The organism is Pseudotamlana haliotis (assembly GCF_008806375.1).
GTDB classification, from domain to species: Bacteria; Bacteroidota; Bacteroidia; order Flavobacteriales; family Flavobacteriaceae; genus Pseudotamlana; species Pseudotamlana haliotis.
Window position 1 is genome coordinate 17,440 of sequence record NZ_WAAT01000041.1, and the last position, 25,560, is coordinate 42,999.

17 protein-coding genes and 1 tRNA gene are annotated in these 25,560 nt (G+C 35.1%); 2 read left to right on the top strand and 16 right to left on the bottom strand.

Annotated features, from left to right (window positions below; all coding sequences use genetic code 11):
* Positions 1–5: 5 nt before the first annotated feature.
* The 12 genes from F6U93_RS07750 to F6U93_RS07805 all read right to left on the bottom strand — a co-directional run bounded on the left by F6U93_RS07750 (position 6) and on the right by F6U93_RS07805 (position 18,601).
* Positions 6–2,366, bottom strand: coding sequence for a chondroitinase-B domain-containing protein (locus tag F6U93_RS07750; protein ID WP_225312615.1), 2,361 nt, complete (start codon positions 2,364–2,366; stop codon positions 6–8).
* A 221-nt stretch (positions 2,367–2,587) separates the two neighbouring features.
* A complete protein-coding gene (locus F6U93_RS07755; protein ID WP_150938511.1) occupies positions 2,588–3,505 on the bottom strand; it encodes a T9SS type A sorting domain-containing protein in 918 nt (305 codons plus the stop codon).
* 310 nt (positions 3,506–3,815) lie between these two features.
* Positions 3,816–6,485 carry a chondroitinase-B domain-containing protein gene (locus F6U93_RS07760; protein WP_225312616.1) on the bottom strand — a complete coding sequence of 890 codons (2,670 nt, stop codon included), beginning with the start codon at positions 6,483–6,485 and terminating at the stop codon, positions 3,816–3,818.
* A gap of 133 nt (positions 6,486–6,618) precedes the next feature.
* On the bottom strand, positions 6,619–9,156 hold the full coding sequence (locus tag F6U93_RS07765; protein WP_150938513.1) for a chondroitinase-B domain-containing protein: 2,538 nt from the start codon (positions 9,154–9,156) through the stop codon (positions 6,619–6,621).
* A gap of 322 nt (positions 9,157–9,478) precedes the next feature.
* Complete coding sequence (locus tag F6U93_RS07770; RefSeq protein WP_150938514.1) at positions 9,479–9,721, bottom strand: MliC family protein; 243 nt, start codon at positions 9,719–9,721, stop codon at positions 9,479–9,481.
* 69 nt (positions 9,722–9,790) lie between these two features.
* On the bottom strand, positions 9,791–11,164 hold the full coding sequence (gene mgtE, locus F6U93_RS07775; RefSeq protein WP_150938516.1) for a magnesium transporter: 1,374 nt from the start codon (positions 11,162–11,164) through the stop codon (positions 9,791–9,793).
* 21 nt (positions 11,165–11,185) lie between these two features.
* Positions 11,186–11,980 (bottom strand): 16S rRNA (adenine(1518)-N(6)/adenine(1519)-N(6))-dimethyltransferase RsmA, encoded by a 795-nt coding sequence (gene rsmA / locus F6U93_RS07780; protein WP_150938519.1) that lies wholly within the window; start codon positions 11,978–11,980, stop codon positions 11,186–11,188.
* A gap of 54 nt (positions 11,981–12,034) precedes the next feature.
* The gene (locus tag F6U93_RS07785) at positions 12,035–12,358 is read right to left on the bottom strand and encodes a DUF4286 family protein (RefSeq protein WP_150938521.1); all 324 of its coding nucleotides are present in this window, start codon (positions 12,356–12,358) and stop codon (positions 12,035–12,037) included.
* A gap of 49 nt (positions 12,359–12,407) precedes the next feature.
* On the bottom strand, positions 12,408–14,183 hold the full coding sequence (locus F6U93_RS07790; RefSeq protein WP_150938523.1) for a tetratricopeptide repeat protein: 1,776 nt from the start codon (positions 14,181–14,183) through the stop codon (positions 12,408–12,410).
* An 833-nt stretch (positions 14,184–15,016) separates the two neighbouring features.
* A complete protein-coding gene (serS, locus tag F6U93_RS07795) occupies positions 15,017–16,288 on the bottom strand; it encodes a serine--tRNA ligase (RefSeq protein ID WP_150938526.1) in 1,272 nt (423 codons plus the stop codon).
* Positions 16,289–16,362: 74 nt separating this feature from the next.
* Positions 16,363–17,673 (bottom strand): HTTM domain-containing protein, encoded by a 1,311-nt coding sequence (locus F6U93_RS07800; protein ID WP_150938528.1) that lies wholly within the window; start codon positions 17,671–17,673, stop codon positions 16,363–16,365.
* A complete protein-coding gene (locus F6U93_RS07805) occupies positions 17,663–18,601 on the bottom strand; it encodes a bifunctional riboflavin kinase/FAD synthetase (RefSeq protein WP_150938530.1) in 939 nt (312 codons plus the stop codon). The genes F6U93_RS07800 and F6U93_RS07805 overlap by 11 nt, the downstream gene beginning before the upstream one ends.
* 69 nt (positions 18,602–18,670) lie before the next feature.
* Between F6U93_RS07805 and F6U93_RS07810 the strand changes: the two genes are divergently transcribed.
* Positions 18,671–21,367 carry a zinc-dependent metalloprotease gene (locus F6U93_RS07810; RefSeq protein ID WP_150938532.1) on the top strand — a complete coding sequence of 899 codons (2,697 nt, stop codon included), beginning with the start codon at positions 18,671–18,673 and terminating at the stop codon, positions 21,365–21,367.
* Positions 21,368–21,379: 12 nt separating this feature from the next.
* Here the strand turns inward: F6U93_RS07810 and pth are convergent, their stop codons facing one another.
* The 3 genes from pth to F6U93_RS07825 all read right to left on the bottom strand — a co-directional run bounded on the left by pth (position 21,380) and on the right by F6U93_RS07825 (position 23,886).
* Positions 21,380–21,946 carry an aminoacyl-tRNA hydrolase gene (pth, locus tag F6U93_RS07815; protein ID WP_150938534.1) on the bottom strand — a complete coding sequence of 189 codons (567 nt, stop codon included), beginning with the start codon at positions 21,944–21,946 and terminating at the stop codon, positions 21,380–21,382.
* A gap of 308 nt (positions 21,947–22,254) precedes the next feature.
* Positions 22,255–22,881 (bottom strand): 50S ribosomal protein L25/general stress protein Ctc, encoded by a 627-nt coding sequence (locus tag F6U93_RS07820; RefSeq protein ID WP_150938536.1) that lies wholly within the window; start codon positions 22,879–22,881, stop codon positions 22,255–22,257.
* Between the two features lie 63 nt (positions 22,882–22,944).
* Positions 22,945–23,886 (bottom strand): ribose-phosphate pyrophosphokinase, encoded by a 942-nt coding sequence (locus F6U93_RS07825; RefSeq protein ID WP_150938538.1) that lies wholly within the window; start codon positions 23,884–23,886, stop codon positions 22,945–22,947.
* Between the two features lie 143 nt (positions 23,887–24,029).
* On the opposite strand from F6U93_RS07825, the gene F6U93_RS07830 reads away from it, so the two are divergent.
* Positions 24,030–24,109: transfer RNA gene (locus F6U93_RS07830), tRNA-Leu, on the top strand.
* Positions 24,110–24,551: 442 nt separating this feature from the next.
* On the opposite strand, the gene F6U93_RS07840 is transcribed toward F6U93_RS07830, so the two are convergent.
* On the bottom strand, positions 24,552–24,938 hold the full coding sequence (locus tag F6U93_RS07840; protein ID WP_150938540.1) for a hypothetical protein: 387 nt from the start codon (positions 24,936–24,938) through the stop codon (positions 24,552–24,554).
* Positions 24,939–25,560: the final 622 nt, after the last annotated feature.

A 25,560-nucleotide genomic window follows, 5' to 3' on the forward strand; every position in this document is an offset into this window, starting at 1 on the left:
ATCTATTAATACATCAATGTCATTTCTAAATTCTCTTGTACTTTAATTTCACCAGAGTGAGAAATCGTATTATTTGAATGCTCATTGTTTTTAGCACCCCATAAAACTGATACAAATTTCACTGGATTGTTCTTAAAGGTATTGTCTTTAATGTTCACATTAACAATCCCTCTATGGTTTAATAAAGTTTTATTCTTTTCATGACCACCAGAATTTGTAAATGTGCTGTTAGCAATTAACAAGTTACCACCTATAGTAGACTCATCATAACCACCTCTATAGTAATCAACCACATTTTGTTTAATGTTGTTGAATGTACAATCTGTAATGGTTAAGTATTCTGTGTTATAATCTCCTTTATCAAGCGTTTCTTCAGAAAGTTCTAAACCATTTTCACAGTTATCAAATGCTGTTTTAGTAAACGTAATTTTTTCAGCGTAAGCTTCTCTATACACACGAAGTGCATAAGCAAAATCACTCACATCACAGTTTGAAACTGTTAATCCGAAATGATTAGACATGTTTTCTTTTAAAGTTGCAAAAGCATAATTCTCACCATTACCTTTTAATACAACCCCATTTAAAGTAAGTAAGCCTTTAGGATTTAATTCAAATACTGGCGTCTCCACAGCTCCAGAAAAAACAATTTGAGCTCTATCATCTGCAGCCGATTGAATGGTGATGGTTTTATTAATTTTTAAAGATTTATCTAATTCATAAACCCCAGTTGCTAAGCTAATGATATCTCCAGAAGCTGCAGCGTCAATTTTTTGTTGTAATTCACTAACAGAAGCCACAGCATGTGTTGTTGGCTCTTTAGTCTCAACTACATTTGAATACCAATCAGCACCATATTTAGTTTTATCTAAAATATTAGGATTAGGTACATCAGCTTTTAAAGTCGCACCAATCATATTGTTATTGGCTCTAGAATTTCCAAATAAATCTTTAGTGATTGTATTGAAATCAAAACCTTCATAAGGCTCAACTGAACTAGGTACACCCGTTGGCAGCATAATGTTTTTAGAGATTTCTTTAAGCTCTAAAGAAGCTACCTGAATACCACCATCAAAATCTTTAAAAGCCACACCTTGATTATTTATGACGTTACTTTTGAAAAGCACACCATCAGCTTTATCATGCTCAAAAACTGGCGAAGGATCACCAACTTCGTTATAAATCACATTATTAGCTACCGTAGTACGTATAGGTCTTGCTGATCTGATCTCAGATTTAGGTAACACATCTTTTTGATCGATGTTTGTACCCACACCAAATTGCCAAGGCGACACACAATCAACATAAGTATTATAAGCTACAACCACATCAGTTACTTGATTGTATCTGTTTTGTGGTGATTTTGGAATACCGTTCATTACCGCTAAAGCAGATCTAAATTTCTCACCTTTAATGTTGAAAAAATAGTTGTTTATTACCCAGTGTCCTGAGTTTACAATTCTAATACCACCAACATTTGTGTTGTTGCTATCATTAATGAAATAGTTACCGTCAATTGTACAGTAGTTACCGTGTCTTGTTACTAAAGACCCTTCACTGTTATAAAATACGTTACCTCTAAATTCATTAAAGTTTGTTTTACTAGAAATAATTTCTACTTCACCATTACATTCTTCAAAAAGGTTATTTTCCACCATGGTATAACTCGGTGCCATAGAGGTAAAACTATTTCCTATTTGAATGGTTTCAGCACTAGCTCCACCTTTTCTAGGACGTGGACCAAAGTGATTATTTACAATCTGGTGGTAGTTATTCATACTCTCAATACCTTCTAAGTTTACACGAACTGTTGGTCCTCGATTGGTTTTTCCAGCAATATAAGAGTTACTTAAGGTATTATGTCTACCCCAGAATTGCACCCATAAATCAGTTTCATCACGGTGCATTTGGTTAAAGTCTTCAATAACACAGTTTGTAACCGTACAGTTAAAGGCAATTTCATCTTCACTAATTCTAAAATCAATAACAGATTTTGAAGGTGTATGACCATTTTTAAAATGTAAATCTTCAGCAACTAAATATTCACCTGCAAATTTCAAATAAGAAGCGCCTTCTATAGACACACCGCCAGCGGTTTCAGCTTTTAAAATAATAGGTTGATCTTTTGTTCCTTTAGCTCTAAATTTTATTTCAACATCTTTCCAAACACCGTTTGACATGACAATAACATCTCCTGGCTCGGCTTTTTTAATTGCTGCATTTAGCCCTTCTGCATTTGCAACAGTGGATGAAGCCATTGATTTAGCCGCTTTTTCCTTACACCCAACACTTAAAAACAAAACAGTTAATAATAAGGCTGCTTTAGTCATTAAACGACGTTGAACACTTTTCTTCTGAATTTTATTCATTGCACTATTAATTAAGATTATTCGCATCTAAAGTTATAACTAATTAGCTACTATTTAGTCAATCATTTACAACTATCTGCAATTGGATAGCTTTAAGATTTATAAAAGCAAACTATAAAACGACAAATGATCATTTTACGGTTTGCTTTTGGTTTGGTTTTTCTTAAAATAGAAAAAAGCCTTTTATTTTACTAAAAGGCTTTTAATAACTAAACAACTACTTATTGAACTACTAATTTTTTACTAAAAGTACGTCCACTAGCTTCAATTTTCACGAAGTAAACTCCTTTATTGATGCCAGACAAATCAATTATGCTACCACTAAATTGATTGTTTTGATAAACACTTTGCCCTAACAAACTGTAAATGCTTACAGATGAAATTTCAAGGTTTTTAGATTTTATATTTAAAATATCGTTAGCTGGATTTGGATAGATAGAAAAATCACTTGCAGTTGCTTCTTCTATAGATGCAGTATTAGCCTCAACAAGTACGAAGTTATCATAAAACACTTCATTTGAACTATCAACAGCTTGAAGCGCTCTACCATAAATTACAACAAAGTCATCTGATGCCGTAAACGTTATTGAATTATTTGTAAAAGTATTAGTTGTTTCATCACCTTTACTAGAATTATAATCATTTGTAATATGTAAATACCCATCTACCATAGCACCATCATGAGCAAGCTCATCCTCATCTAAAATTTCTTCATTTAACATAAAGAATTCTGTTGTTACGTTTTCAGCTTCAGATCTTGAATCTACTGAGAAAGTATATTGAAGCCCTTGAGTTACTGGTACTTTTTGATATAAACGACGACTAGCTTCACCCAATTTCACACCTCTAGTTTTATTTCCTGAAGCATCAAAAGTCCCATCACTAGTAGAACCAGGCTGCTCACTATTATCACCATAAAAACCCTCCAGCCACGCATCTAAATCACCATTATCCCATACAGCTTTATACGGACTATCAGCGTTATCATCTACATTACTAGGTGGTGTCATATCAAATGTATCTGCATTATCATTTACATCAAATGTGTGCGTATCTAAATCGCCATTCTGAACAAGGTTTGTTTGAGCAAAGCCAAACGATGCAGTAAATAATGCTGCTAAAAGTAATTTTGTTTTCATATTATATTAGTTTAAAATTAGTACTCAGTTTAAATTCAGGTTAAGTTTGATATGGCAAACCAAATTGGTTTACCACATTGGTTGTCCAAATATAGTTATTATTGTGAATAAACCAAATTTTACTTTGTTAAAATTCACATTAAACAATTAAAGTTCCTTAGAAATACAGATTAACTAGCCGCTGCATTGATCTTCTTACAGCAGTTATACTATAAAACTGAGAAGTATTAAGACATAAAAAGCCAGCAATTTAACACTGCTGACTTTCATATTAATAAACGTTTAACAAAACGCTACCTCAATTGATCATTTAATGAGAAACCACTATCATACGAGATTCATTTAATCCGTTTGAATTGGTAAATCTTATCACATAAGTACCATTTGATAAACCAGAAGTGTTTAAGCTGACCCCTGAAGTTGAATTATCAATAGTTTTATTCAAGATCAATCTTCCGTCTAAACCATAAACACTAATGTTATTAACAACAACATCTTTAGTGTTAATATTTAAAAACTCGTTAGCCGGTATAGGATACATTTTTAATTGCTTTGAAAACACTTGCTCTTCAGTAGACAGAGGTGCATTTAATTCACCGTAAAATTCAAGTTCGGTAATAGAGGTCCAATCACTTCCGCTTCCGTTTGGTTGTCCGAAACCAAGAATCTTCACATACCTCGCTCCCGTAGCTACTGACGGCAGCACAAAGCTTTTAAAAGTATTATCACTACTACTTACTAAATTACCTGTTCCGAAGGGATCAGTAAAATCAACATCATCAACACCAGTAGAAGACACCCTCACTTGAAAATCGTAAGTTTTTCCGTTAGTAGAAGCGAAATCAATGACTTCTAAGTCATAGTAAGCCCCTAAATCAATAATAATAAACGAATCACCACCTGTTGTTCCGTCTGAAGACCAGTTTGTCCCTTGATCTTTATCTAAAACGTTAATCGCATAATTTGACTTGGATGAAGTTACTTCTTCCATAGAGAAAGAATGCACCACGACACCATCATTACCATCTCCTTGATCATTAATAAGTGTTGCTAAATCGGTTGGACTTGGCGCTTCTTGGGTAACGGTTAAAGTTCTAACAATATCATCCCCTCCTGGGTCTTGAGTAAAAGTTACCGTTCCTGTTCTTTCAGCTGCACCGGTATGTTTTTCAACAGACACTAACACTGTAGCATCTCCAGAACCCGCATTTGTATTAATAGATATCCAAGAATCATCTGGTGCAGCAGTCCAACTAACATTAGCTGTTACATTTACGGCACTACTCCCTGCTTCATAACCGAAGGCTGGTAAAGTGCTCACTAATAATGACTCCTGAATCACAATGGCACAATCACCATTAATAATTTTAGCACCTGCACTATCTAAGAAACAAGCTCCAATCCCTTGACCTACTTTAGCATCAGTAGCTGGTTCGTAAGCCCCCATATCGGCACCTTTCCCTGTAGCTCCTGAGAAGGTGAAAATTTCACCATCTGGGGTTGCTGTAATACCTGATTCTAAAGAAAAACCATCACCTGTATTGGCATCAGACTCTCCTAAAGCCGTTCCTGCATATACATTTCCTGAATAGCTTAAACTCTGACCAATTTCACTAAAAGCCATTGCTGTTTCTCCAACAATCACATCAGACAAATTTACATTTCCTGAACTAAAATAAATAAGGTTATTTGCAACAGTTCCTGTAACCGCCCCATCACCTTTATCGATATTATAAAACAAAGGTGCGTTAGTATTAACAATAGTGTTGTTAGAAAGGTTAATATCCTTTGACTCTTGATAACCACTTGAAGTTTTTGTCGCAGAACAATCAAGACTAGACTCTTCACCACCAATAAAGGTAATGCCGTTATTCCATTTGGCTTGATTTACAACTGCAATACAGTCCTGGATGTAGTTGTTGGTGATACTATGGTTGCTATCTACAATTCGAATGCCACCAGTACCATCAATATTATTTCCTAAAAAGAAATTCCCATCTACAGTTGCATTAGAACCATGACGTAACACTAATGATCCTTTACATTCTCTAAAGGTATTGTTGATATACGAGTTTCCTTTACTTTTATTAGTAATGATTTCATTTTCACCATCAGCTTTAACGAAATAGTTATTATTAACCACACAGTTGGTATTAACCATTTGACCACCACTCACACCAATACGGATAGTTTCACTGTCTCCCGCGTTAGTTAAAGTAGGATCTATCTTCTCAAAATTGTAAAAATAATTATTGCTTATTGTATGCCCTACCTCATCACATTGAATGTTTGGCGAACCATCTTCTCTGTCAATATTATAATAAAGCTCTACCAAAATTAAAGCACCCGCATTAGTCTTATTCATAAATGAACAATTAATAACACTGTTATAACTTCCGTACATCTTCACCCAGTTATGCTTTTTACTTTCACCAACCTCTTGGTCATCTGGATCAACAGTTAACCCATCCATGGCACAATTTTGAAGCACACTATTATAAGCTAAATCGCTACTATCTCTAAACTCAATAACAGCACTTGCGCCGTAGCCGCCTTTCCAATAAAATCCATCAACAACCACATAATCACCACTAATACTTAAACGCGCACCGTTAGTAAAAGTCACCCCACCTGGAGTTTGGGCTCTGAAAATAATAGGGTTATCTTTCGTTCCATTAGCTCCGAATCGCATGCGACCTGAATTGTTATACACCCCATCTTTAAGCTCCACAATATCCCCTGGAACCAATGTTGAGGATAAACCCCTAATTTCTTCAGGGTCGTCAATCAGATAAACTTGTTGCGCTAGAGTAAATTGAGAACTTAATAAAAACAGAGTTAATAAATAGAATGCTGTTCGTGTCTTTCCACAGCACGACCGCATAATAAGAGTAGATTTTCTTACCATTTTAATTAGATTTAGATTAGTATTGGTATATTTTGTTGAAAATAAAACTGGTTTTCCAAACTGGTTTTCCAAAAATACGTTTTTTTTTCAAAAAAATCAAGAAGCAAGTGGATCTACCTATGGGCCAGAGGTCAAAATTCTACAAAAAAAAGAGGCTGCCCATCAAGACAACCTCTTCTAAATATCATAATATAAATACTAAAACCTAGTTTGAAATAACTATTTTATTAACTAAGCTACTTCTTCCGTTAGTTACTTCAACGAAATAAATACCCTGAGAAATCGCAGAAACATCAATAGATTCCTTTTGTACAGCAGAATTTAATTTTACATTTAAAATGGTTTTACCCGAAATATCATAAATTCTTAAATCACTAAGATCTAAGTTTTGTTTACTTAAATACAACACCCCTTGAGCTACTGGATTTGGATACAATTTCACATCATCTTTTGCAAATTCATCATTTGAAAATGACTGACTTGTATAAAATTCAATTTCATGAATAGATGTATAATTACTTCCTGCCGGCTGTCCGTCACCAATAATTTTCACATATTTAACTCCTGAAATTGTTGAAGAAGGAATAAAAGGTTGCATATCACCATCACTAGTCGTTACAATATCTCCAAAAACATTGGTAAAATCGGCATCATCAACCCCTGTAGTTGACACCCAAATTTGCAGGTTATACGTTTTTCCTGAAGACGTCGCGATATCAATCAAGTCTAAATCAAAAGTGCCTTCTAAATCGTAAATAATAATAGATTTACCACTTCCCGCTGGATCTTTTGTTCTATCACTAGCCCAGTAGGTTCCGAAGTTTTTATCTAAACTATGTACCGCTTGATTGTCTTTATTCTTACTTGCATCTACTTCTTGATTCGTATATGAATACACAGACACATCGTTAGCTGTTGGGTTAATTAAGTTTAAGTTAGCACGAGGATCGGCCATTTCTTGAGAAACTGTAAGTGTTCTAACAATACCTGAATCTCCAGAAGTTTGCTCAAAAGTTACGGTTCCTGTTCTCTCTGAACTCAATGTGTTTTCTGTTACAGTCACAGAAATAGTCGCATCTCCAGTACCAGATGTCTGACTAACAGAAATCCAGTTATCATTTACTGTTGCAGACCAACTTACGTTAGCACTAACATCAACATCGTAGCTCCCTGCAGTGTAAGCCACAGTAGATAATCCACCTACAGTTAAAGATTCTAATACTTGAATGGTACAGTCACCATCCATAATAACATTACCTGCATTATCTAAAAAACAAGCTCCTATTTCATGACCTACCATATCATCAGTTGTTGGTTGATAAGCCCCCATATCGGCACCTTTATCACCTGAGAATGTAAAAATCTCGCCATTAGCAGTAGCCGTAATACTGTTATCTTCAGCAAAACCAGCATTTGTACCTCCTAGACTTGTACCCGTATAAACGTTTCCGGTATAAGTTAAACCTGTACCCATGTCATTGTATGCATCTACAGAATCACCTGTTAGTACATCAGTTACATTAGCATTTCCTGAAGCAAAATAAACCAAGTTATTTAAAACACTTCCTCCTGGGTCATTTGATCCTTTATCTTCATTATAAAATAATGGTGCATTGGTGTTTACTATTGAGTTGTTACTTACATTTATTCTTTCAGTTTTTTGGTAACCATTTGAAACACTCGTTGAACTACAGTCTACAGCATTGCTATCACCACCTCCTATAAAGGTGATCCCGTTATTCCATTTTGCCTGCTCATTTACATTAATACAATCTTGAATATAATTGTTAGTAATGGTATGATCACTATCTACAATACGAATACCTCCAGTGCCTTCAACATTTTCTCCAAGGAAATAGTTTCCATCCACTAAAGCCCCAGAACCATGACGCAGCACTAAAGATCCTCTACATCTTCTAAAAGTATTATTCGTATAGATGTTGCCTTTACTTTTATTGGTAATGATTTCATTTTCACCATCAGCTTCTACAAAATAATTATTACTCACGGTAACTTCACTATTCACATTTTGGTATTCACTGGTACCAATACGAATTGTTTCACTATCTCCAGAGTTACTTAATGTAGGATCCATCTTCTCATACTTATAAAAGTAATTATTGCTAATCGTATGCCCTACAACATTACAACGTGTATTTGTCGTGCCATCATCTGGAGATGCATTATATTCCATTTCTGCTAAAACTAAAGCACCTGCGGTCTTTTTATTCATAAAAGAACAGTTAATTACTGTATTATAAGTACCATATAATACTATCCATCGGTGTTTCGTAATTGAACCATCAGCTATGTTGTCGGCAACATCATCAGGGTCAACCACTAAACCATCAATAGCACAATTTTGAATGGTGCTATAATTAGCATAGCTGGAACCATCTCTAAATTCAATAAAGTTACTAGCTCCAATACCACCTTTCCAGTAGAAGCCATCAACAATAACGTGATCTCCACCAATACTCATTTTTAAACCTTTTGTAAATATCACACCACCTGGGGTTTCAGGACGAAAAGTAATAGGTTCAGCTGTTGTTCCTGTGGTGGGTGAAAATTTAATTCGCGCATCTGAAGTGTACGTTCCATCCGCCAATACAACAATATCACCAGCTTGTAAGGTTGCAGATAATGCTGTTAGTTGTTCAGGGTCAGTAATGTTGTGTGTAACCCCTTGACCTATTGCTGATATTGAAAACAGCAACAGGAAATAAAAAGTAATTTTACTCATTTTAATAATTAGTTTAGTAAAAACTTAAGTTAACAGCATTTAAGCGGTTTTACTTTAGCTTTTGTTAGTTTTATCCAGAAAATCGTTCTGGTTAACCAAATTGGTTTTCCAAAGATAAGCCTAAATAACTAATTACCAAAAAAACAACACGATTCTTACTATATAAACAGTAGAGTGCTTTACATTTTAAGAAAGCAGTGAAAAGTGCTTTTTATAACATATCATTTAAAGTGAACACTGATAAAGTAATGAAGTGTTAGTACCTACAGAAGTTAATTAGAGAAGTGAAAAACACTTATTGGTAACCTCATATGGGAGCATGTTAATTCTCAAAAACAACCACTCCATCTTTTTTCATGGTCATATGATTGCCCTTTCCGCGTAGGTTGTACGTCTTATTTTTATACCAAAACCCTGAACCTGTGCGTTCGCTTTTTAACACGGCAATATCTCCCTCAAAATCTATGGTAACATTGCCTTTAGTATTATTAAAAATCAAATAAAGTATTTTACCGTTAGCGTCGGTTGCTTCTGTTTCTATAATGTCATCTGTCCTTATCTCCACAGGCTCTGCTTTGGATGTATTTGAAGATGATTTTTTACAAGACTAGGGGCGTGTAGAAGTTTGTTAGGGTTAAAATCCCAAAATAAGTTTCGCAATTAAAAAATAAATAAAAATACCAAACACATCATTGCTTGTTGTGATAAATGGTCCTGTAGCAACGGCAGCATCTATACCTCTTTTATCAAGGAAAATAGGAATGAAGGTTCCTATTAACGCAGCCATTATAATTACTGTAATTAAGGCTACGCAAATGGTTATAGATTCTAAATATGTGGTGTGGAAAGCAAAATGGCTAATAACTAATACGATGGCTGCAATAGCTATTCCGTTTACTAAGCCTAAGGCAAATTCTTTAAGTAATCGGCTAAATATTTTACCATCAATGCTGTTGTTTGCGAGTCCTTGAACAACGATTGCCGAAGACTGTACACCCACATTTCCTGCTGTGGCTTGTATTAAAGGAATAAACATTAATAAGGCTGGGAATTTTAGCATGGCATCACTAAACCCATTAATAATACTAGCGGCTCCAATACCGCCAAACATACCAATTAAAAGCCAAGGTAATCGGGCTTTGGTAAGTTCCCAGATGCTATCATCATGTTCTACGTCACTGGTAATACCCGCAGCTAAGAGGTAATCTTCTTCAGCTTCTTCCTTCATGACATCTACGATATCATCAATTGTAATACGCCCTAGTAAGGTGAAATTATCATCGACTACGGGAATGGCTTCCAAATCATATTTTTGCATGATTTTTACAACTTCTTCAGCTTCTTCATGCACATTAACATAATCTACATTTGAAATATAGATGTCTGCAATTTTTTGGTCATTCTTTGCAACAATAAGATCTTTTAGCGATAAGCGACCAACTAATTTATCTTGTTTGTCAACCACGTAAACCGAGTGTACTCGAGTGACTTCTTCGGCTTGACCGCGAATACGTCGTAAACAACCAGCAACCGTCCAAGTTTCATAAACTTTAACAAGCTCCTTCGCCATTAATCCACCGGCAGTATCTTCATCATAAGCTAAAAGCTCACGAATTTCTGCTTGATGCTCAATGTCTTCAATGTTTGAAATAACCTCTTGCCTACGATCTAGTGGAAGTTCAGCAATAATATCGGCAGCATCATCGGTATCAAGTTCTTCAACCTCTTCTGCAATTTCTTTAGCTGAAAGGTTTTTTAAAACTTTCTCACGGTTGTCTTCATCCAATTCCATGATGATATCGGAAGTGGTTTCAGAATCCAGAAGTTTGATCACATACATGGCGTCTTCCAGATTCAATTCATCTAGAATTTCGGCGATATCAGCGTAGTGAAAGTTGTCTAAAACAGTTTGTAGCTCTTTGTTGTTTTGTTGTTCAACAAGACCTTCTACCTGCTCTATAAGTTCATCGGTGAGCTGAAACGGTATGTTTTCGTTTTCTTCTGCCAAAGGGAAAGTTTTTTTTATGGTTTATGCGTCCTTTTCAATTAATTGTGTAAGCTCAATAAAAGCCTCTACACTTAACTGTTCTGGTCGTTTGCCAAAGATAGGGTTTGCTTTTAAATTATCAGACAAATCGAATGTTTTTAAACTGTTACGAAGTGTCTTTCGGCGTTGTTGAAAAGCTGTTTTTACGGTTCTAAAAAAGAGTTTTTCATCACAAGGTAAACTGTAATCTGTTTTTCTGATGAGTCTTAGAACACCCGAATCTACTTTTGGTGGCGGATTAAACACATTGGGCGGCACCGTAAATAAATATTCGGCATCGTAAAAGGCTTGGGTTAAAACCGAAAGAATGCCGTAAACCTTACTACCTTCTTTAGAGCAAATACGCTGGGCTACTTCTTTTTGAAACATGCCTGAAAACTCCGGAATTTGATCACGCATTTCTAATGTTTTAAAAACAATTTGCGTTGAGATGTTATACGGAAAGTTTCCTATAATGGCAAAAGGCTCACCTTTGAAAACCTCGTTTAAATCGTATTTTAAAAAGTCTTTTTCAATAATACGTGGTGCGAGGTTAAGATAATTGGCTTGTAAATATTCAACTGATTCGGTATCAATTTCAACCACATAAGTCGTCAAGTCCTTTTTTAGTAAATATTTGGTAAGCACGCCCATACCTGGGCCTATCTCTAAAACAGTTTTGTAGTTCTTTAGGGTTAGGGTGTCGGCAATTTGTTCGGCAACAGATTCATCATTTAAAAAATGCTGTCCTAAATACTTTTTAGCCTTTACTTGATGCTGGTTTTGATGGTTTGCCACGAATTCGGGTTTATAATTAATAAAAAGCCTGTATGGCTTGGGTACAAAGCTACACTATTTAAAGTTTACCGTAAACTCGTTTACGATTTGTAGTTCTGTTTTAAAAGTTAGCATTCTATCTCCAAACTGTTTTAAAGCTTCAAGCTGAAATTTTTCGGCGTCATCACGATAAAAGACGTCTAAAGCCTCACGGGAGTAAGAACGGTATTGTACCGAATAGGTTTGTCCGCCCATTTCTTCTTCCACCATAACTTTAGTAAGTGTGGCTTTTTCAAATTTTCCTGTGCCTAGCACTTTTGGAATGTGTGCTTTAATCCAGATAAGCCATTCGTCGTGAACGGCATCATCAACATTCATCGTTTCGTTATATATGTACATGTGTAATAGTTGTTGCGTTATTTATAAATTCTTGTGTGTCTAGAACCCCTTAATTTATGGCGTCACCACGTAAGGCTCTAAAGTGTTTTCTTGACTCTACAAAGTAGATGCTATCGGCGTGATTGAAAATGATTTTTTCATATAAACCTTTAGCCTTTTCTGTGTCTTTGAGGTGATACTCGTAAATTTGAGCGAGGTGAAAATAAGCGTCGTCAATTAAAATACCATCGCGGTAATTTTCAATAATGGCTTGGTAATTATCACGTGCTTTTTCATATTGTGCTGCCTTTTCATACAGTTCGGCCTGTTTGAATAAGGTTTGAGCGATAATGGGCTCGGTTTTGTGATCTTCTAAAATTTTATCGAGCAGAATTATGGCCTCCCCATCTCTGTTTTGAAAGGCTAACAAATCAGCTTTGGCATAAAGTTTTAAAGCGGTTTGCAGCGAATCTTCATACTTATTATCGGTGATTAATAATTTTAAATCTAATGCATCATTGGCCGTAAGTTGTGAGGTAGAAGATTTTAAAATCTTAAGTTGTGATTCGGCCCATTTGAAGTCCCCTTTATAATAGCTGGCTTTTGCTACTTTAAATCGGGCTTCCTGAGACAGCGTACTGTTTTTTAGGTTACGTTGTATTTGGGTATAGTAAATTAGGGCTTTGTTGAATTTTTCCTGTACAACCAAGATATCACCAAGTTTAAGTTTTACCTGAGCTTGTTCAATTTTGTTTAATGGAGCTTTTAAGGTGTTTTCTAAAAAATCAACAGCCTCATCGGTTTCATTGAGATGAAAAGCTAAAAAATTGGCGTAAGCAATACGTAATTCCAGGGTTTTACCTTCATTAGGATATTGAGATATAAGTTCTAAAAAGCGTTGTTTGATCTGCGGATAGTTTTTTTTATTACTTAATTTAATATCCAGTTCAAGTCTATTGTAATAAGCTTCAAGCTTGGTGTTGCTGCTTTTCGTGGTTTCAATAATATAATCATAGATGGTTTTAGCTAACTCTGTTTCGTTTTCGCTTGCAGCAATTTCGGCGAGCTCAAAAATAGTATATAAATTACGTTGCTCTCTGTTGTAAATGGCTTTCTCTTGAATAAACGCTTTGTTGTATTCTTTTTGTTGAATGAATAACCAGCTTAAAATTGAGTTCCAGAGCGTTTTGGGGTCTTGCTGCATTTTTTTAAGCAGAATCTTTCTGAATAAAATATTGTTTTCGTTGGTCTTGTCTTCGCTAATGAAATCACTTATGGCACGTTTAACATCACTAAGCACTGAAGAATTAGACTCGGCGTAGTTGATATAACTGGTAAACATTTTTTCAATTTGGCCTTGTTCTCCATAAATTTGAGCTAGTTGCACGCTAAAATTGAAATTCGGATTTAAAACCATGGCCTTTTCATAGGCTGTAGCCGCTTTGTTTAGAAGAGAATGGGCTTGAAAAGCTCGTGCGATTGCATATACATGTGTTGGGCGTGCCTCTAAGGCATCAAGGGCCTTTTGATAATAGTCTTCGGCTGCTTCTTGGTTGCCACTAAGCTGGTAATTATAGCCTATTTCTACATTAAAAGCCGGGTATTGCACACGTTTCATAATGGATTCCAGAAAGGTGTTAGCTTCGGTATACTGTTCTAACTGTTGTTGCGTGCTTACAATTTGATTGATGTAGTTTATGTTTGAAGGCGATGTATCATAAAGCTTTTTATAGGCTACTAGGGCTTTTTCATAGTCACCATTTTTATAGTATTCCTTGGCTAAGATGTCTTCTTGAGCCCATAAGGAATGGCCGATTATTAAGAAAAGAATGAGGAGACGCTTCATGGAAGCAAAGATACTAAATGTAGTACACGAAATTTATGGGCTTTATTACTTTCTAAAGATTAGCTTAGTATAGTTATAAAAAAAAAGCAGCGGTTTAAAAGAATTTATCTTTTAAACCGCTGCTTTTTGGACAAAATAATACCCCGTTTAACTATTGCATTAAAACGATGTACATCATCATCAGGATTCCTGAAATTGCACCAGTATAGAATCCGTAGTTAAATTGTTTGTCTTTGTCTGCTAAAATTTCTTTTAGTTTGTTCATTGTTATTGATTTAATAGTGGTTGTGAGGCGCAAATATATATAAATATCTAATATTAGAAAGCAGAATATAGCTCAAAATGATATTTTAACATTTTTCATCACTATAAATTCCTAATATGACAAAAAATGCCCGAATAAAATTCGGGCATAGACCAATCAAAATAATTTGTATTGCTACTATTAAATTAAACACTCGATTGGGGACAATCTTCAGTTTTCTATTGAAGAAGACTGTTTTTTATATTTATGGTATTAAAAGATATTTATTATTGAATCATTCTTTTTTACAGAGGCGCTCGTGTTAGTTTCCGTTTTAAAAAATTCAAAATCTGGAGACAAAACTTGACTTGCAAAATATATAAGTGCAATTAATAGCCCAAGACGTATTAGGTTTTTCATGTTAGATAGTTTTGGGGGATTATACTCGCTAACTTGGAGAATAAATTTGTAAAACGCAAAAAAACCACATATTTATCGTTAAACGACTTAGTAAATATGTGGTTTGTCGATTTTATATAAAAAACCCTATTTAAATTGTAATATTTTACATCTTGTTAAGAACGGTGTTCTAATCAATAATTTTAAAACCGGTATAAGGTTGTAAGATTTCTGGAACAACAATACCATCTTCAGTTTGATAGTTTTCAATAATTCCAGCTAAAACACGAGGTAAGGCTAAAGAACTTCCGTTTAAGGTATGTGCCAATTCATTTTTACCATCGCTATTTTTAAAACGTAATTTTAAGCGATTGGCTTGAAAGGTTTCAAAGTTTGATACCGAAGAAATTTCTAACCAGCGGTCTTGAGCGGTTGAAAACAATTCAAAGTCATAGGTTAAAGCTGAAGTAAATCCTAAATCGCCACCACATAAACGTAAGATACGGTATGGTAATTTAAGTTCGTCTAGAATCCCTTTTACATGGCTAACCATGCCATCAAGAGCTTCGTAAGATTTGCTTGGGTGTTCCACTCTAATAATTTCAACTTTATCAAATTGGTGTAATCTGTTTAATCCTCTAACGTGGGCACCGTAACTTCCCGCTTCACGACGGAAACAAGGTGTATATCCTGTAATGGTTACAGGGAGTTCACTTTCATTCAAAACTACATCTCTAAAAATGTTGGTTCCAGGAACTTCAGCAGTTGGGATTAAATATAAGTTGTCTTCAGTGATGTGATACATTTGCCCTTCTTTATCTGGCAATTGCCCAGTACCAAAACCTGAAGCCTCGTTTACCACATGAGGTAGTTGGTATTCGGTATAACCGGCAGCAGTGTTTTTATCTAAAAAGTAAGCAATTAAAGCACGTTGTAAACGGGCCCCTTTACCTTTATAAACCGGAAAACCTGCACCTGCAATTTTGTTTCCTAATTCGAAATCAATGATATCGTATTTTTTGGCTAATTCCCAGTGAGGTAAAGCGCCTTGGTGTAAAGTTGGTACTTCTCCCGCTTTGAAAATCTCTTCATTATCGTTTTCAGAAACGCCTTGTGGTACTATTTCATTTGGGACATTCGGGATTTTATATAGCAATTCGTTTAAGGCTTCCGATTTAGCGTTCAGCAAGTCAGAAAGGTCTTTTGACGTTTCTTTTAATAGACTGGTTTTCGCTTTTAATTCGTTAGCTTTTTCAACTTGCCCTGATTTAAATAAGTTACCAATTTCTTTAGAAAGCGTGTTGGATTCAGCTAAGGTGTTGTCTAATTCTGCTTGAAGACGTCTGCGGTCTTCATCAAAAGTAACTACATCTTCTACCAGTTGAACCGCATTAAGGTTTCTTTTTGCTAAGCGTTCAACTACCAATTCTTTGTTCTCTCTAATAAATGCAACTTGTAACATGTCGTGATAAAATTTAAGGGCAAATTTAGGGAATTACAAAGAAATCTAACCGAAACAATTCACGAATTTTACGATTACTTAGTAGGAATCAACCACGGACTGTGTTTAAAAACATGCCATGGCACACTAGCGATGTCAATATCAGGGTTAATAAGGGTTTGGTAAGGTCTGCCGTTAACACTCACTTTACAATCTAAGTACACGGCAATGTCCATGCCATTGGCTTTGTAATGGTCTTTTAAACGTTGTGAAAATTGCCAAATAACATCAGGTTTAGCACTTGCCGAACGCACTTGTTTTTTAGTTAAATGCTCACGCAGTTTAAGTCTAAAACGTTTACCATTGGCTTTGTTTTCAATCCAGTAAGTAGTTCTAGCGGTTTTTGATCGCAACATCATACGCCATGATAGACGATGGCCTTCTTCAGTCCACAGCACATCGCCAGGGATAAAATGGTGACGTAGCGGTAAGGCAATTTGTATGATGAAATAGATGAAAAATACGCTTACAAAAAGATTTCTGGTCTTCGGAATGATGATTTCACAAGTATCATAATGTGTTTTCTTTTTAAGAAATAGTTTCTGAATAACTTCGGAAGGAAAAAAGAATAAGGTAAAGGCCAGCGATAAATACGGAAAAATTCCAATTTGAAACACAAACGAGTTGAATAAGTGAAACACAATGGAAGCCGCAAAAGCATATTTTCGTGTGGGTTTGTAAAGTAGTAATGGAACAATTAAACCATCAAATAGAATACCGCCATAAGCCAAAAAATACTGTAACCATTTTTCCTGAAGAAGCTCACCAACAAGAAAATAATTCTTTTTACCACGCATTAAAGTCTCCATAACATTGGTGTTTAACCAATCAGGATACAATTTGGCCTTTGCAGCGTAAGTGTAAACAATAAAGAGTTGTAAAATAATCACAATGCGACACCATTGAGGCATGGCATTGCTTTTAATTTCAGGGTGAATTTTGGCATCAACTGAGGCATAGCGGTTAGCAGGAAGAAATATCATAAGCGCACTAAGCAACATCAATAAATAATAGTGATTGTTGTAAGAGGACTTTTGCATTAAATAGGTGCCAGACCACATGAGCGTGAAGGCGATCATGCTCAGGCGGTATTTATAACCTACCATGATGAGCAATCCGAAAAAGCTCATAACCGCATAGTAATAGTACATGCCATCACCGGGAAGCGGTTGCAACCACTCAAATCCAATAAAATTAAAAGTGAAATTGGGTTCAACAAGCGTGCGTCTTATCCAACCTGTGAAAATAGCGCCAGCAGCTTCTAAAAAACATAAAGCCCCAAAAATGATTCGGAAAACAATTAAGGCTGAATTGTCAATATGTTTAAAAAACCACTTATTCAACATGGTGTTTAGAAATATAATCTAAAGCAGTGGTCTTATCTTTTTGAAGTTGTTCGGTTAAAGCTTCAACCGAATCAAATTTCTCTTCATCGCGTAAACGTTGTAAGAATTCAATTTTTAGAGTGTCGTCGTAAAGGTCTTTGTTGAAATCAAAAAAGTGCACTTCAATACTTTGCTTGCTTCCGTTTACGGTAGGATTGATACCAATATTCATCATACCAAAAACAGTTTGCCCATCAATTCTAGTTTGTACAATGTATGAACCACGCTTTGGAATTATTTTATAATCTTCGTTAATCTTGAGGTTTGCTGTGGGGAAGTTAAGTTGTTTGCCTAAACCTTTACCTTTACTCACCACGCCCGAAAGCATAAAGTTATACCCTAGAAAAGCATTGGCTTTTGTAATATCACCGTTGTCTAAGGCTTTTCTAATTTTCGTGGAGCTAACTGAGACATCATTAATGTCTTGAGCCGAAATTTCTTCAACTTCAAAACCATAAGTTTTTCCAAAAACCTTCAAATCATTAATATCGGCATTTCGGTTTCTTCCAAAACGATGATCGTAACCAATAATCACTTTTTTGGCATTAATTTTATCAACTAAAATATCTTTAACAAAATCTTCAGCAGAAATTCTAGAGAAATCTTGGGTGAATTTTTTAATCATGAGATAATCTAGGCCTAGGGCGTCTAAAATATCATGACGTTCTTCAATGGTATTAATTAATTTGATGTTGGCATCTTTTTGTAAAACCATTCTTGGATGCGGAAAAAAAGTAAGAATTACAGATTTTAAGCCCTCTTGATGCCCTGTATTGATTAAGCGCTTTATGATCTTTTGATGTCCAATATGTACGCCATCAAAGGTGCCAATGGTGACTACTGCAGGTTCAACAGATTTGTAAGTTTCTATATTTTTTACTTTTCGCATGTATCGAATTAAAACTTAATACTTATAGTTTTGCTATATTTGAAGTTAATAATAGCTCCTAAATTGTTTATGAAAGCAAAACTACATTATGTTTTAACAACTGCAATGCTTTTGTTTGCATTTTCAGCCTTCGCACAGGCTAATTTTTTTGTTAAAGTTAATGAGAGTCAGACCTTGCAGAAAAGTGGGCTAAGTAAAACGCCAACTAAAGGCGTGTATTATCAGTTTGACTATGATGCCTTGTCTGAAACTTTATCTAGTGTTTCTAAAAAGTCAACAGTCACAAAAACGGCACGATTAGTCTTGAGTTTTCCTCGTAATAATGGGGAGATGGAGCGTTTTGAAGTTTTAGAATCTCCAGTAATGCATCCAGCTTTACAAGCTAAATATCCAGAAAATAAATCGTTTATTGCACATAGTTTAGAGCGTCCATCGGTGCGTATGCGCTTTAGTTTATCGCCTGATCACGGACTTTCAGCCATGGTTTTAGGCGGAGGAAAAACCTTGGTTTATCAACCTGTAAAAGATCAGCCCAATGAAATATTAGTCACTTCAAAATCGCATCTTACTGAAAACGTTATTTTAAATTGTGCTAGCTTGGAAGCTGAATTAGGACAAACTGCTAAAACGTTTGAAACAAAAAATGCCGATGACGGTAAACATCGTAAATACCGAATTGCTATTTCGGTAACCGGTGAGTATGCGCAAGCTAATGGAGGAACTCTAGCTTCAGTGAATGCGGCAATCAATGCGACACTAACTAATCTTAATATGGTTTTCGAAAATGATTTTAATGTGTCTTTAGAGTTGATTCCATCAAACGATGCGGTTATTTATTTAAATGCTAACACAGATCCTTATACGGGTTTAGCGAATTATAATCAACAATTGGCTAATACTTTAGATAATGAAATTGGTCAAGCCAATTATGATATCGGCCATCTTTTTGCGGGTATCAATGATGCTAACGGAAACGGTACCGGCGACTCGGGTTGTTTGGGTTGTGTTTGTAGTAGCGGAGGCTCTTATACAGCAAAAACACATAAGGGGGCTGGGTATTCTACCAGCGCAACACCTTATGGTATTAATTTCGATATTAATTATGTAGCGCATGAAGTGGCACATCAATTTGGAGCGACTCATACTTGGACACACAATGAAGGTGAAGGTTTTGGTTCGCAAATGGAACCGGGGAGTGGTTCGACTATTTTAGGCTATGCTGGTATTACAGGGTCGTATAATTTACAATTAAATAGTGATCCCTATTTTCATGCCATTTCTATTGAACAGGTTACAGATTTTGTAAAAGGAACAACTTGTGCTACAGTGACCGATACGGGAAATACAACTCCCAGTGTTGATGCTGGTGAAGATTTGGTGTTACCTATTGGTACGGCCTTTAAACTTGAGGGACTTGCAAGTGATCCTGATGGTGATGTGCTAACCTATGCCTGGGAACAGTTTGATGAAAATAATGCAGCAACCACTTATCCTGATGCTAATTCATCTAGTTCAGATGCGGTATTGTTTCGCTCGTATTTACCTGTTGAAAATAATATCAGATACTTTCCAAATTTATCTGATTTAAGATTTGGATTGAATTCAGGCCAATGGGAAAAAGTTCCCAATGTTGGGCGTTCGGCAGACTTTAGATTGACCGTTAGAGATAATCTATTAGGCGGCGGGGCAAATAATCATGATGACTTGCGCGTGACTTTTAATGCGAGCTATGGGCCTTTTGAAGTGACCTCTCAAAACAGAGAAGGGATTACTTGGGTTAGCGGCACCACAGAAACCGTGACTTGGCGTGTAAATAGTACCAATAATCTAGAAGGGGCTTCGCATGTTAATATTTTATTATCTGTAGATGGTGGTATGAACTATACAGAAGTTTTAGCTTCAAACATACCTAATAATGGTGCTTATACTTTAGTGGTTCCTGAAACACCAGCGCCTTATTGTCGCCTTATGGTGGTTCCAACTGATAATCATTTCTTCAGCATCAACAGTCATGATTTTTCTATAAATTATACCGTAGATACGAACTGTACAACTTATGCTTCTAGTTCTAATTTGGGTATTGGAATTACAGATAATGGTAAAGCCTTTACCCAAAGTCACACGATAAACGTAGGGGATTCAGCAACGATTGAGGATATTAATATTGGGGTTAATATTAGCCATGAATACATTGGCGATTTAGAATTTGCTGTGGTGAGTCCGAGCGGTACTGAAGTGAAATTAAAATATCATGAAGACTGCAGCAGCGAGGTAGATATCTTAGGAGTTTTTGACGATGAAGCTGAACGCTATAATTGTTTTAATTCAGCTGCAGGTATAGCATGGGAACCTTTAAATGAATTGTTGTCGCAATTTGATGGCGAAAATGTATCGGGAGATTGGACCATCCGTTTGGGAGATTATGAAGCTGGAGATGCAGGAACGTTGAACTCCTGGTTTATTGAAATTTGTAATACCACAGAAACAAATTTAGATAATCCTGATAACCCTAATAAAGATGAGAATTTGGTGGTTTTTCCAAACCCGAGCGAAGGTGATTTTATTCTGAAAATGTACAACCCTTCAAATAACGATATTCATATTCGAGTTTTAGATATTAATAACCGCTTGATCTATGAAGAAACAAAAGTGGGACTTACCAATTTAGAGGAAACCTTAAGTTTAAGGCAAGCACTGTCAGGTATGTATATTTTATACGTGAACAATGGTGTAAAAACCTTTACTAAGAAAATTGTAATTCGATAGCTGAAGGAAGGGTTATTTTCCGTTGAAGCTGTTCATGGTGTTGTTAATCCCAGCTAATCCAAAGGATTTAATAAGTTCCATTGATTTTTCAAGGCGTTCAGAAAGTTTGTCGTTTTCTTCAGGGGTCCATTCTCCTAAAACGTAATCTACTTGGCGTCCTTTGCTAAAAGCATCGCTAATACCAAATCTAAAACGGTTGTATTTAGAAGTGTTTAGTTTGTCTTGCGTGTCTTTTAATCCGTTATGTCCACCATCACTGCCTTTAGTTTTAACACGAATACTTCCGAAGGGTAAGTTTAAATCGTCTGTAATGACCAGTAAATTTTCCAAAGGAATTTTCTCTTTCGTCAACCAATACAGAATCGCTTTTCCGCTTAAATTCATGAAGGTGTTGGGTTTTAAAAAGATAAAGGTTCGTCCTTTTAATTTATAGGTAGCCACGTCACCTAATTTTTGAGTTTCAAAAGTGAGGTTTTCTTTATCAGCAAAGAAATCGAGCACCTTAAAACCAATGTTATGGCGTGTGTTTTCATATTTAGGGCCAATATTTCCTAAGCCAACGATTAAATATTTTTTCATAGGATTTTGTTCCTCTACAAGGGGTTTATACCAATTATAACCTAAAATGAGCCCTATAATTTGTTTCTATTAAACACATATTTCAATAAAAAATAAAACCGTAGCGCTGCTATGTTTTGATTTTGTATTTCATATGAATTCAATATATTCCAAATTATTTAGCGCGCCTTTTAAATCATAATTGGTATTATTTTAAAAAAGCGGACTAAAAATGACCACATAGTTGCGTTTTTTATAAAAATAAAAAAGCATCCTAAATCCCGATAGTTATCGGGACAGGATGCTTTTTATATATTGAAGAATAAAATTTATTCTTGAGTTGCTTCAGCAGCTGCTTCAGCACCTTCTGCTGCTCCTTCTTCTTCTTCGTCTTCATCATCAGCGATTGCTGTTCTAGATGTTCTAACTTGACAAACTACAGTGTTGTCTGTATGTAAGAAAGAATATTTTTCATTTGTAAGATCAGCTACAGCTACTTTATCACCAATTTTAAGTGGTGTAATGTCGATTTCGATAAAATCTGGTAAGTTAGCTGGAAGTGCTTTAATACGTAATTTACGGTTGTTTCTTCTTAAAACACCACCGTTTTTAACACCTCTAGAGTTACCTACTAAACGTACAGGAATATTTAAAGCGATTTCTTTATCTTCAAATAATTGATAGAAATCGATGTGTAAAATTTTGTCTGTTACTGGGTGAAATTGAATGTCTTGTAATACAGCATTTAAAGTTTCACCATTGTCTAAATTAATCACAACTGTATGCGCATTAGGCGTGTATACTAGTTTAGAGAAGGCTAATTCTGGTGCTGCAAAGTGCACTGGCTTATCTCCTCCGTATAATACGCAAGGAACCTGACCAGCATTACGTAAGGCTTTTGTTGCTTTTTTGCCCACGCTTTCTCTTTGAGATCCGTCGATTGTAATTGATTTCATTGTTATATATATTAAATTAAAATTCTTTGTTGCGTTCTTGATCCTTTACGGAAGTAGAACGGTTTACATCACAAAATTTGAGCTGATCGATTGGTTGTTGTGAACCTTCTCCATAACCTGTGCAAATAAATCGGCACAGCTTAATACTCTAATTTTATCACTTAATGGTTTTACAGGAATAGAATCGGTAACAATTAACTCTTCTAATTTTGAATTGTTAATATTCTCGTATGCTTTTCCAGATAAAATCGGGTGGGTACAAATGGCTCTAACACTTAAAGCACCACGTTCCATCATTAGGTCGGCTGCTTTGGTTAGTGTTCCAGCGGTATCTACCATATCGTCAACTAAAACAACGTTTTTACCTGTAACATCACCAATAAGTTCCATGTGAGAAATGATATTGGCTTTAGCTCGTTGCTTGTAACAAATCACTACATCACTAGATAAAGCTTTAGAATAAGCATAAGCACGTTTTGAACCACCCATATCTGGCGATGCAATAGTTAAGTTATCTAAATTCAAACTCTTTAAGTATGGTAAAAATATTGTTGAAGCAAATAAATGATCTACAGGTTTTTCAAAGAAACCTTGAATTTGATCGGCATGTAAATCCATTGTGATAATACGTGTTGCCCCTGCTGCTTCTAGCATTTTAGCAACTAATTTTGCTGCAATTGGTACACGTGGTTTATCTTTTCTGTCTTGTCTTGCCCAACCAAAATAAGGTAACACAGCGGTAATATGTCTTGCTGATGCACGTTTGGCAGCATCAATCATTAAGAGCATTTCCATTAGGTTTTCAGGTCCTGGATTGGTAGAACCAATAATGAAAATTCTTGTACCACGAATAGATTCTTCAAAAGATGGCTGGAATTCACCATCACTGTAAGTTGATGTAATAACATTTCCTAAATCTGCACCAAAGGCTTTAGCAATTTTTTCTCCTAAAACTTTACTTTGGGTACACGCAAAAATTTTCGCTTCTGTGATTACGATTGGCATAGTTAACTTGTTGTTTTAGAGCACCTAAACAGGAGCTTCTTTTAACGAGCTGCAAATTTATGGATTTATTTTAACCTAAAAAGCATATTGCTAGGTATTTTTATGATTAATATTAAAAAAATATATATTTTTGCAGTCCATTTGCTCAAGTGGTGGAATTGGTAGACACGTCGGATTCAAAATCCGATTCTTCGGAGTGCGGGTTCGATTCCCGCCTTGAGTACTTAAAGCCTTGTTAATCGTTTGATTTTCAAGGCTTTTCATTTTACGCAAGGTTGTTTTTGCCAACTATTTGCCAACCATTTTTTAAAAGCTAACCTTTATCTGTTATTTAATAGCATCTTCTTTTTTGGTTGAATGAAGGTTTGAGTATGGTTTTGAAAACGGTACAGATTATTCAGAGGTTGCGGTCAAAAATGACCATAACTCAAAAGGAGGATGAATCCTTCTTATTGAATACGCTTTAACTCTCGATACGGCAAAAGAAATATCAATACTTCAAAGGTCAGAAAAAGGCAAAGAAGTGAGTTTCGGTCTCTCCGATTCCACGTTAAAAACACCTAGCTAGTTATTTTTTTATAAGTAAACATTTAGCCAACAATACTGAGAAGTGTAATTTTTAATATTTTTTTTATGTGTATTGAACTCACTCAACTTTTTGCTTTTTATTGTAAATGAGACATGCCATCAACAATTTTTCTAATTCGGTGTTCTATTTGTTCTCTATCTATATAAGAAGGTGAGATGGCTAAATCTTCTCCTTTTTTGTTTAATAATTTAAACTTTATGGGTTTACTATAAAAAAGTTCAAAATTTTTATTCTCTCCATTTTGTTCTTTGTTTTTTTTATACATTTTTTTAGAAGTATAAAATCTAAGATAGGCACGAAAATAAGCAGTTGAATCATTCTTTGATTTCATGGTTTCACTTTTTTCTAAAACTTCTGTGATTCCAGTATATAAAGACTTTTCTTTTACAACTTCGATATATTCATATTTTTGATCACACGAAAAGCATAATAATAATAATAATAGTACAAATATTTTTTTCATATTCTTGTTTTTATAATACTAAGGTCAAATACAAACTTAGTTAATATCTCAATACATGAGCATAAAGTTGCATTGCTTTAGTTCTCTATCATTGAAAAACTTTTGATTAATCAAGTTTTATCAAAATGATCCAAGTTCGCGAAACAGACACCAATGATGTTATAATGTTCCTTTTTTTATATGTTCAGAAACCTATCTTGTTTAGTGTAGACATTAAGTAAAATAATTAAAGCTATGGGTGTGCACGCACGCGAACAGATAGTAACAAAGTTTTTATTATTTCTTTTTTTTGTATGTGTAAAAACCTAATTTGTTACCGTTGTTTTAATGAGTTACACACACGATCGAACAGGCGCCTATGTTGTTGTATTATTCCCTTTTTTTTATATGTCCGATAAAACGGGGGTCTTTTTGTATCCATTATCTTAATGAATTATACGCGCGCGTAGAGATAGTCCCGAAGTTTTTATTATTCTTTTTTTGTATGTCCATAAACCTGCCTGTTTTGTAGCGAATAACCTTGAAAAAGTATAGAATAATCAATTACCTTCTTGCATGCGCGACAGATAGGGAAACATCTTAAGCTATTATTATTATTATTATTATTATTATTATTATTATT